10 protein-coding genes are annotated in these 9,833 nt (G+C 38.2%); all 10 read right to left on the bottom strand.

What is annotated here, in order from left to right; all coding sequences use genetic code 11:
- Positions 1–122: 122 nt before the first annotated feature.
- On the bottom strand, positions 123–473 hold the full coding sequence (rplS, locus tag FC81_RS08525) for a 50S ribosomal protein L19 (RefSeq protein ID WP_057745722.1): 351 nt from the start codon (positions 471–473) through the stop codon (positions 123–125).
- Between the two features lie 99 nt (positions 474–572).
- Positions 573–1,310, bottom strand: a complete 738-nt coding sequence (trmD, locus tag FC81_RS08520) for a tRNA (guanosine(37)-N1)-methyltransferase TrmD (protein ID WP_057745719.1) — start codon at positions 1,308–1,310, stop codon at positions 573–575.
- Entirely contained in the window at positions 1,310–1,825 is a 516-nt protein-coding gene (gene rimM, locus FC81_RS08515) for a ribosome maturation factor RimM (protein ID WP_057745715.1), read from the bottom strand. The genes trmD and rimM overlap by 1 nt, the downstream gene beginning before the upstream one ends.
- 67 nt (positions 1,826–1,892) lie before the next feature.
- Positions 1,893–2,141 (bottom strand): KH domain-containing protein, encoded by a 249-nt coding sequence (locus FC81_RS08510; protein WP_057745712.1) that lies wholly within the window; start codon positions 2,139–2,141, stop codon positions 1,893–1,895.
- A gap of 11 nt (positions 2,142–2,152) precedes the next feature.
- Positions 2,153–2,428 (bottom strand): 30S ribosomal protein S16, encoded by a 276-nt coding sequence (gene rpsP / locus FC81_RS08505; RefSeq protein ID WP_057745709.1) that lies wholly within the window; start codon positions 2,426–2,428, stop codon positions 2,153–2,155.
- 122 nt (positions 2,429–2,550) lie between these two features.
- On the bottom strand, positions 2,551–3,984 hold the full coding sequence (gene ffh, locus FC81_RS08500; RefSeq protein ID WP_057745706.1) for a signal recognition particle protein: 1,434 nt from the start codon (positions 3,982–3,984) through the stop codon (positions 2,551–2,553).
- Between the two features lie 16 nt (positions 3,985–4,000).
- A complete protein-coding gene (locus FC81_RS08495; protein WP_057745704.1) occupies positions 4,001–4,339 on the bottom strand; it encodes a putative DNA-binding protein in 339 nt (112 codons plus the stop codon).
- Between the two features lie 19 nt (positions 4,340–4,358).
- Positions 4,359–5,372, bottom strand: coding sequence for a signal recognition particle-docking protein FtsY (gene ftsY / locus FC81_RS08490; protein ID WP_057745701.1), 1,014 nt, complete (start codon positions 5,370–5,372; stop codon positions 4,359–4,361).
- A gap of 47 nt (positions 5,373–5,419) precedes the next feature.
- A complete protein-coding gene (gene smc / locus FC81_RS08485; RefSeq protein WP_057745699.1) occupies positions 5,420–8,968 on the bottom strand; it encodes a chromosome segregation protein SMC in 3,549 nt (1,182 codons plus the stop codon).
- 39 nt (positions 8,969–9,007) lie between these two features.
- Positions 9,008–9,703 (bottom strand): ribonuclease III, encoded by a 696-nt coding sequence (rnc, locus tag FC81_RS08480; RefSeq protein ID WP_057745696.1) that lies wholly within the window; start codon positions 9,701–9,703, stop codon positions 9,008–9,010.
- Positions 9,704–9,833 lie beyond the last annotated feature (130 nt).

Genomic DNA, 9,833 nt, shown 5'->3' with positions numbered 1-9,833 from the left:
AAAGTAATTAGAACTTTTATAAGTGGATTCACCAACAACAGTTGACGAAGAGCCATAATAGTTTATATTAAGTCTTTCCCTAAAATAAAAAGCCCCGCAATAGCAGGACTTTTAACTAATACTTATTTACGACGTTTTTCAGGGATACGTGCTGCTTTACCATGTAATGCACGTAAGTAGTACAATTTAGCACGGCGAACACGCCCTTGATGAATGATTTCAATCTTCTCAACACGCGGTGTATGAACTGGGAATGTCCGTTCAACACCAACACCGTTACTGATCTTACGAACAGTATATGTCTCGCTAATACCCTGTCCACGGCGCTTAATAACAACACCTTCAAAAAGCTGCACACGTTCACGTGTTCCTTCAACGATACGCGCATGGACACGAACTGTATCTCCTGCACGGAAATCAGGGATATCACTGCGCAACTGTGACTCTGTAATTTTCTTGATCAATGAATTCATATTTTTTCTTCCTTTCACCAATATTCATGTTCGTTGACAGCGGAATATCGTTTATCTGGCATAAGCCGACATTAATTTTACCATGATTTAAACACTAATTCAAGCTTGATTGTCAGACTTTATAGACTGCAACCATTTTTTCTGCTGATCATCTAAATCAGCTGTCACTAACAAATCTGGGCGCCGTTCAAACGTCCTTCTCAAAGATTCCTTTTGCCGCCATTCCCTAATTTTTTGATGATTACCGCTCAAGAGGATATCAGGTACTTGTAGTCCCTTATATTCTGCCGGTCGTGTATACTGCGGATACTCCAGTAAACCGTCTGAAAATGAATCTCCTGGTGCCGATTCATTATTTCCAAGCACACCTGGAAGCAATCTAACAGTTGCATCAATCATAACCATTGAGGCGAGCTCACCACCTGTTAAGATAAAGTCTCCCAAAGAAATCTCATCTGTTACCCTTGTTCTAATTCGTTCATCATAACCTTCATAATGACCACAAATAAATGTAAGATGATCACTGGCAGCTAACTCTGCCGCAACACTCTGATCAAATTTACGTCCAGCTGGGTCCAGTAAGATCACTTTCCCCAAACCGTTATTTTTGGTCTCTATCATATCTAAGGCATCAAATATTGGTTGGACCTGCAAGAGCATTCCCGCACCACCACCATATGGATAATCATCAACATGATGTTGGCGATCTTTCGTGTAGTCACGATAATTAGTAACTTCGATATCTAGGATCTTCTTTTCAAGTGCCTTACCGATAATTGATTGTGTAAGTGGCCCTGCAAACATTTCTGGGAAGAGACTCAAAATATCAATTTTCATCAACTATCCAACCCATCTAACAACTCAACGCTTACTATCCCTTTGTCAATATCCACTTGCTTGACAACGTCTTTAATAGCTGGCAACAAAAGATCTTTCTGTCCTTGCCGTGCAACGACCCAAACGTCATTTGCTCCCAAACTTAAAATTTCTTTTATTGTACCTAGTATCACTTCGTTTTCATCTAATACTCGTAATCCAACTATTTGGTGATAATAATACGCTCCCTGTGCAAGCGGCTTTTGATCTTGCTCAGAAACCATTAATTTACTACCTTTATATTTTTCAACCATATTAATATCTTCTAAACCTTCGAATAATACTAATTGAAATTGTTTGAGCCTGCGAACACTCTTTATTGTCAAAGGGATTACTGCTTGTTTTTCAGCTTGAGGAATATACAATACTTTTCCTACTCTAAACCGTTCATCTACAAAATCCGTTGTCACGGCGACTTTCACTTCGCCTTTAATACCATGCGTATTTACAATCTGTCCCACTTCATAGTACTTCATTTTTTCTCCTTTCTACATAAAAGAAAACCCCTAAACAAAACATTGCTGCTTCATCAGGAGGTTTTCATTAATCATCTATAATATTCAGACGAACTCGATGCGAGTCATCTTTGCATACACTGTATACAATCGTTCGTATTGCTTGTGCTATTCGACCATGTTTTCCAATTACCCGCCCAATATCATCAGGGGCAACTTTTAAATTAAAGTCTATAAAATGACCTTCCTCAACAAGCTGTAAATCAATCTTGTCAGGTTGGACGACTAGTTGTTCGACAATCGTTATGATTAATTGTTTCACATCTACTTCTGCCATCTTACTTAGCCTTAATTCTTGGAAAATTTAGCTTCATGAAACTTCTTCATGATTCCTTCTTTAGCAAGAATGTTACGAACAGTATCTGAAGGTTGAGCACCATTATTCAACCAGTTTAAAATACTTTCTTCTTCAAGTGTTACTTTTTCAGGTTCTGTTAATGGGTTGTATGTTCCAACGTTTTCGATAAAACGACCATCACGTGGTGACCGTGAATCTGCAACAACGATTCGGTAGAATGGACGTCTCTTAGAACCCATACGTTTCAAACGAATTTTAACTGACATTAATTAAATACACCTCCTAAAATCTTCTTAACGATAAATAATATACCAGTAATTCAAGCTGGTGTAAAGCATTATTTCTTGACAGATACAAAAAATATTTTTTTAACTACCCTTAGTACTATTTATTTGCGCTTTCGTTTACTGCGCAATCTTTTTAATTTTCTTTTTTTATTTTTCCGGACCATCGAATTCATCGACATTTTAGCCAGCTTACCAGAAATACCCTTGCCAAACATTCCTTCCATTCCAGCGAAGTTTCCCTTTGAAACCTTGCTCATCATTTTCTTCATTTGATTAAATTGCTTAATCATACGGTTGACTTCTTGGATAGGACGTCCTGCGCCGGCCGCAATTCTTCTGCGCCGACTCGGATTCAACACATCCGGGTCTTCACGCTCTTGATTAGTCATTGAGTACACAACCGCTTTAGTATGTTCAATATCCTTAGGATCAACTTTAACATTCTTCAAAGCTGGATTATTAGCCATCCCTGGGATCATCTTGATAACATCTTCCATCGGTCCCATTTTTTGAAGCTGTTCCATCTGATCAATAAAATCATTAAAATCAAAACTATTTTCACGCATTTTAGTTTGGACTTCTAGTGCCTTTTTCTCATCGAAGTCTTGCTGCGCTTTTTCAATTAACGTCAGCATATCGCCCATACCAAGAATACGTGAAGCCATCCGATCTGGATAGAAAGTATCCAAATCAGTCATCTTTTCGCCCTGTCCAACAAATTTAATCGGTTTACCTGTAACGGCACGAATAGATAGTGCTGCCCCGCCACGTGTATCGCCATCTAGCTTAGTTAAAACGACACCTGTGACGTCTAATTGCTCGTTAAAGCCTTTGGCAACATCGACTGCATTTTGTCCCGTCATCGCATCAACTGTTAATAGGATTTCATTAGGTGAAGCTAATTCCTTAATCTGTGCTAGTTCATCCATTAGTTTTTCGTCGATCTGAAGACGTCCAGCTGTATCAATAATGACATAATCATTCTTTTTTTCATGTGCTAACGCAAGCCCTTGGCGCACAATCTCGACTGGTGAAACATCTGTTCCTAATGAGAAGACGGGAATTTTAATGTTTTCGCCTAATATTTTTAACTGGTCAATTGCTGCTGGCCGGTAGATATCGCCAGCGATTAATAAAGGCCGTGCTTGCTGTTCATTTTTTAACTTAAGTGCTAATTTACCAGCAGTCGTTGTCTTCCCAGCTCCTTGAAGACCGACCATCATGATAATCGTTGGGATCTTAGGCGCTTTGTTAAGCTCTACAACTTCTGTCCCCATTACCTTGGTCAATTCATCATTAACGATTTTAACAATTTGTTGGGCAGGTGTTAAACTTTCTAAAACAGCCGCACCGACAGCTCTTTTTCTAACTTTTTTTACAAAATCCTTAACAACTTGAAAATTAACATCTGCTTCAAGTAGGGCTAGACGTATTTCACGCATAACTTCTTTGACGTCTGCTTCACTAACCTTACCTTTTCGTTTTAATTTACTGATTGCACCTTGTAACCGTTCAGTTAATCCTTCAAATGCCACCTTTAGCCACCAACCTTCATTCTTCTAAATCCGCGAGCTGCTTTGCTAAGTTCTCTAAAATATTATCGCTAGGATAATTTTCTCTGACATATTCCATGAGTTCGTCAATCTTGTCATTTTGTAACTGAAACTTTTTAAATAGTTGCAGTCGTGCTTCATAAGACTCCAAAATCTTCTCAGTCCTCTTTATATTATCATAAACAGCCTGTCTTGAAACGTTATAATTTTCAGCAATCTCACCCAGAGAATAATCATCGCGATAATAAAGTGCAATATACACTACCTGTTTTTTTGTTAGCAATGGTTCATAAAACTCAAAAAGTGCATTTATTCGATTCGTCTTTTCAATTGCCATTCCTATCTCCTATTTTTAATCAACCCTCTGTCTTTTCATCTTCGACAAGCAGTCCTTTAAACAGCCCCAAAACAAATTCTTCTGGTGCAAAATCACGGAGATCATCCATTTTTTCACCTAAACCAACCAACTTAACTGGAAGATGCAATTCATTGCGAATTGCTAAAACAATTCCCCCTCGTGCAGTTCCATCAAGTTTGGTTAACACAATCCCAGTAACCTTTGTAACTTCTTTAAATTGCTTAGCCTGTGTTAATGCATTTTGACCGGTCGTTGCATCCAGTGCTAAGAGAATCTCTTGCGGTGCAGCTGGCAATTCACGTGTAATAACCCGTGACATTTTAGCTAACTCATTCATCAAGTTAACTTTATTCTGTAATCTTCCCGCTGTATCAACCAACAGGATATCATAATTTTCTTCCTTTGCTTTTCTGATTGCATCAAACACAACTGAAGCTGGATCACTTTTTTCAGGCCCCCGCACAACGGTAACCCCTACTCGTCGTCCCCATTCAACCAACTGTTCAGTTGCTCCCGCACGGAAAGTATCCCCTGCAGCCAACAAGACCTTCCTGCCTTCTTGCTTGTAACGGTATGCTAATTTACCAATCGTCGTTGTCTTCCCTACTCCATTAACACCAACAAATAAAAAGACTGTGACAGCGTCTTCGTCAAAATGGAGCTCCTTGTCCTCATCGGTTCCCTCTTCTTCATATAGATTGACCAACTTTTCAATAATAGTCCTTGAAACTTCTGCTTTTGATTTGACATTTTTTAATTTTACTTCCTGCTTTAATTCATCACTGATTCTAACGGCCGTATCGAAACCAACATCGGCTTCAATCAAGGTTTCTTCCAAATTATCAAAAAAATCTTCATCAACGGTTCTGAAATTAGCAAATAGTTCATTCAGTTTATCACCAAAGGTCTTACGTGATTTTTCAAGACCCTTATCATACTTTTCTGTTTCTTCACTTGCTTGCTCTTGCTGTTCACCACCAAAAGCTCGCTTCAATTTATCAAAAAAGCCCATTTTGTTCCTCCTTTATCAAGTCACAGCGCTTTTACATTCAAAAATATTTATGATATTTTTTCTAGAGAGACTGAAACTGTGTTTGAGATACCTGATTCCTGCATTGTAATGCCATATAGTATGTCAGAATGCTCCATCGTTCCCTTTCGATGTGTAATAACGATAAACTGTGTCTGTTCATGAAAGTTCCGTAAATAACGTGAATACCGTTCAACGTTAGCATCGTCTAATGCTGCCTCGGCTTCATCAAGAATAACAAAAGGAACTGGTTTGACCTTTAAGATCGCAAATAATAGCGTAATAGCCGTCAAAGCCTTTTCTCCTCCCGAAAGTAAAGAGAGTTGTTGTAGCTTTTTACCTTGCGGCTGCGCCATTATTTCAATTCCTGTCGTCAACAAATCATCTGGCGCTGTTAATTTTAAAGCGGCTCGTCCACCGTCAAAGATCTGGGGGAATATCTGACCAAACGCTTTAGCAACTTCTTTAAAAGTTTTTTCAAAACGGCTTTGTACCTCATTGTCCATTTCAAACATACTTTTATGTAGTTGTTCCTTAGCAACTATTAAATCCTTTTGCTGAGTCGATAAGAAATTATACCGTTTATCGACCCGTTCATATTCATCAATCGCACCAAGATTCACGGCTCCTAATTCAGAAATCCCTAACTTCAATAATTTCAATTTATGCTGAATCTGATCGTCATTTTCAGTAATCTCTGTTCTTGAAGCTTCTTCATAGGTTAGATGATAACTCTCTGTAAGTTCCGTTAAGTTCTGATCCAATAATGTATTAAGGTGACTCAACCTGATACTTTGCTTGCGTTTTTTATCAAAAACAAGTTCCTGTAACCCATTTAACCTTTCTAGGCTATTTTCAGCTGCGATTACTTGACCATGAAGCTGTTTTCTTTCTAAACGACATTTTTCAAGCTGCTCTTTTGCTGTCGCTTTTTCCCGTGCATATGTCTCGAACTTAGCCGTAAGGTCAGATCCTTTTAACTGACGGATCGACTGTTCCTTCTGGAGATCAAGCAACATTTTTTGCCCTTTTGCAATGAGTTTTTCCAGCTGAGCTATTTGGCTGTTCAATTCATCTAACTGGATAGTCTTAGTTTGTAATCTTTCCTTAACAACTAAGTCCTGTTGTTGAGCTTCCTGCAATTCTTTTTCATTTTGTTTGGTAATTTGAGTAAATTTAACTGCTTTTTCTTTTTGAGTAGCATACCTTTGCCGCAAGACTGCCAATTCATGCTCAGTCTTAGCTAGTTCTTTACTTATTAAGCTTTGACTTGCTGCGAAGTCCTCGCTCTCAGAAGCAGCATCTGCAGATTCACCTTGCTGCAGTTTAAGCGCATCTTTTTGGTACTTTAAATTATTTTGTATAATTGATAATTCATTTTTTTGCTCTTGAAATTCTTTTTGTCGTTCATTTAAGTTATTCTTTTTAAGCAATAATGTTTTTCTTAGTTTTTCTTTTTTAGCCTGTAGGTCACTTCCCTGAACCTCTAGAGCTGCCATTTTTTCTTTCATTATTTTTAAATTTTCAGCTAATTGAGTTACTCGCTGTTTTTGTTCCAGCAATCCAGTTCGTTGTTGTTTAGTACTTCCGCCAGTCATTGACCCACCCGGATTAATAATATTACCTGCGAGGGTCACGATTCTAGCGCCATGTCTCAAACTACGCTCAACTCGAATCGCATCATCCATTTCTTTGACAATAACTGTTGTTCCCAGAAGATACTCCAAAATAGGCCTATCAGCTTCATTATTAGAACTTACCAACTGGCTAGCGACCCCTAAAACACCTGCAATACCATTTAAAGCTTGTTGCTGTGCAGGATCAAGTATATGACGACGCACCGAAGGACGTGGTAAAAAAGTGACACGACCTAATTTGTTAGCCGTCAAAAAAGCAATTCCTCGCTTAGCAGCTTGCTGATCTGTAACTACAATATTTTGTAGTTGCCCGCCTAGAGCCATTTCAACAGCATGTGCAATCTGCGCTGGAACATTTAATATATCTGCTACTGGTCCAACGATCCCACCTAATTGCCGTTGCTTTTTTAAAATCTCTTTAACCCCAAAATAATAGCCTACACGATTTGCAGTAATATTTCTCAAACTTTCATATTGTGCCTGTGCTTTTTGGAAAACTTCTAGTGCACTATACCACTGCCGTTTTCTTTGATCGCTTTTTTCCTCGATAGCTGTTAAATTCAGTTGATCTTCAGTTATTTTTTGGTTTAGCTCCGTAAGTTCGGTCTGTGCTCCCGTAAGAACCATTTGCAGTTGTGCTTTCTTCTCAGTAAAGGTTTTGATTTTTCGTTGTAATTCATTTATTTTATGGTTAACGACCTGATTTGTTGTTGTATGTCTTTTTTCCTCTTTTTCCAAATAAACTGCTTTATTTTTAAGATTCACCTGCAGCTGTAGCTTCTCAATGATCGAAAGGCGTAGCTGTTCAATCTCTTCTTCAATACTTGTTTCATCTCGCACAGTTTGCTTAGTTAACACAGCAACTTTTGTCTGCCAATCTTCTAGTTCTTTCTTAACAGCTTGAATGTTACCACTGATTTTTTTCTTTTTATCATTAGCAGCTGCTAGGTTTAACTGGTTTTCTGTTATTTGTTGCTTAAGCTCATTCTGACGCGTTTCTTGAAATCTGAGTTCTTGCTGCGACATATTTTTTTGCCCGCTAAGTCGCTCACTTTTTTGTGTTATTTGAACTAGTAGTTCCTGTAGTTGGTCTATTTTTTGATTTAACTGCTGTTCTCTATTATGCAAAACATTAACTTTCTTTTGCTGCTGTTGCAGTTTCTTCTTGCGTTCAACTATTTCAGCATCTATCTCGTTAATTGTTTTTTCTACTTCCGAACAAACTGCTTTACTGTGGGTAATTTCACGAACCAAACGACTCACATTATAATGATCAAAAGCTTTTTTTTGTGCCATATAATCCTTAGCCACACTACTTTGTCTTTTTAACGGTTCACGTTGCTTCTCTAACTCTGTAATAATATCAGCAATTCGTTCTAAGTGGTCTTCAGTCTCAGTCAGCTCATCCTCAGCTTTTTGTTTCTCTTTTTTATACTTCGAAACGCCAGCAACTTCTTCGATAATCGTACGTCTTTCTTGAGGCTTGCTATTAAAAATCGCCTCAACTCGTCCTTGTGAAATAATTGAGAACGATTCACGACCCAACCCAGTATCTATAAATAAATTGATGATATCTTTTAAACGTACTTGCTTTCCATTAATTAAGAATTCACTATTACCATCACGGTAAATTCTTCGCGCAACTGTTACCTCATCACTCATAATTTTTAAGTAACGGTCATGGTTATCAAACGTAATCAAAACCTCTGCACGATTAAGCGCTGCCCGTGCGGCTGATCCAGCAAAGATTACATCCGGCATCTTACCACCACGTAGACTTTTAGCTGATTGTTCCCCTAAAACCCACCGAATGGCTTCAATAATATTACTTTTACCACTACCATTAGGACCAACGATCGCTGTCATCCCAGGCTGAAAATTAATCTCAGTTTTATCTGCAAAAGACTTGAAGCCATTGATGACTAAAGACTTTAGTTTCATAAGACGACACTTCCTTCTTTGTCAGAATAGTAGCAACAGTTACCTCTTGTTAATTTTTTTCAAAGCATCATTGGCAGCTGCTTGTTCTGCAGCTTTTTTAGAATGGCCTGTACCAGTTCCACTTACTTTACCATTAACACTCACAGCCATCGTATATTGTTTGTCATGCTCAGGTCCTTTATCCATAACTTCATCATATTCAATATCTACATTGCCGTTCTTTTGTAAATATTCTTGTAATTCTGTCTTATGATCTAACAAATGATCAAACCAGCCCATATCGAGCTTTGGAAAAACAACTTGTGCAATGAATTTGTCAATTGCTTCTTTACCCTGATCTTGGTATAAAGCACCCACAAAAGATTCAAAAATATCGCATAAAAGTGATGGTCGTTGGCGAGCATTAGCTTTTTCTTCACCTTTTCCAAGCCGAATATATTCATCAAAGTTGCATTCTTTAGCAAACTTACTAAAACTATCCTCGCAAACCATGGCAGCGCGCAGACGTGAAAGTTTCCCCTCTGGCAGCATCGGATAGCGAACAAAGAGATATTCTGAAACACATAATTGCATTACAGCATCACCCAGGAATTCTATTCGCTCGTAATACTTGAGGTGTTCCCGTGGATGTTCATTCGCATATGAAGCATGCGTGAACGCCTCGTCTAATAAAGCCGGGTTTTTAAAAACTATTCCAAAATCTTTTTTAAGTTTTTCTACTAATCCAATTATCACTTTTTCTTCTCCTTTAGTTTAATTCAGTATTTACATTATACCCTTTCATGGGGCTGAAACAAAGCATCCTCCCACTAAAAAGGCCTTTAGCAGCATTTCATAAAGAGCTTAAGTCTCAATTTAGTTGCAG

The organism is Liquorilactobacillus capillatus DSM 19910, from assembly GCF_001434915.1.
Taxonomy (GTDB): domain Bacteria; phylum Bacillota; class Bacilli; order Lactobacillales; family Lactobacillaceae; genus Liquorilactobacillus; species Liquorilactobacillus capillatus.
The sequence above is the reverse complement of the archived record's forward strand: the minus strand, read 5'-3'. Positions and strand labels throughout refer to the sequence as shown.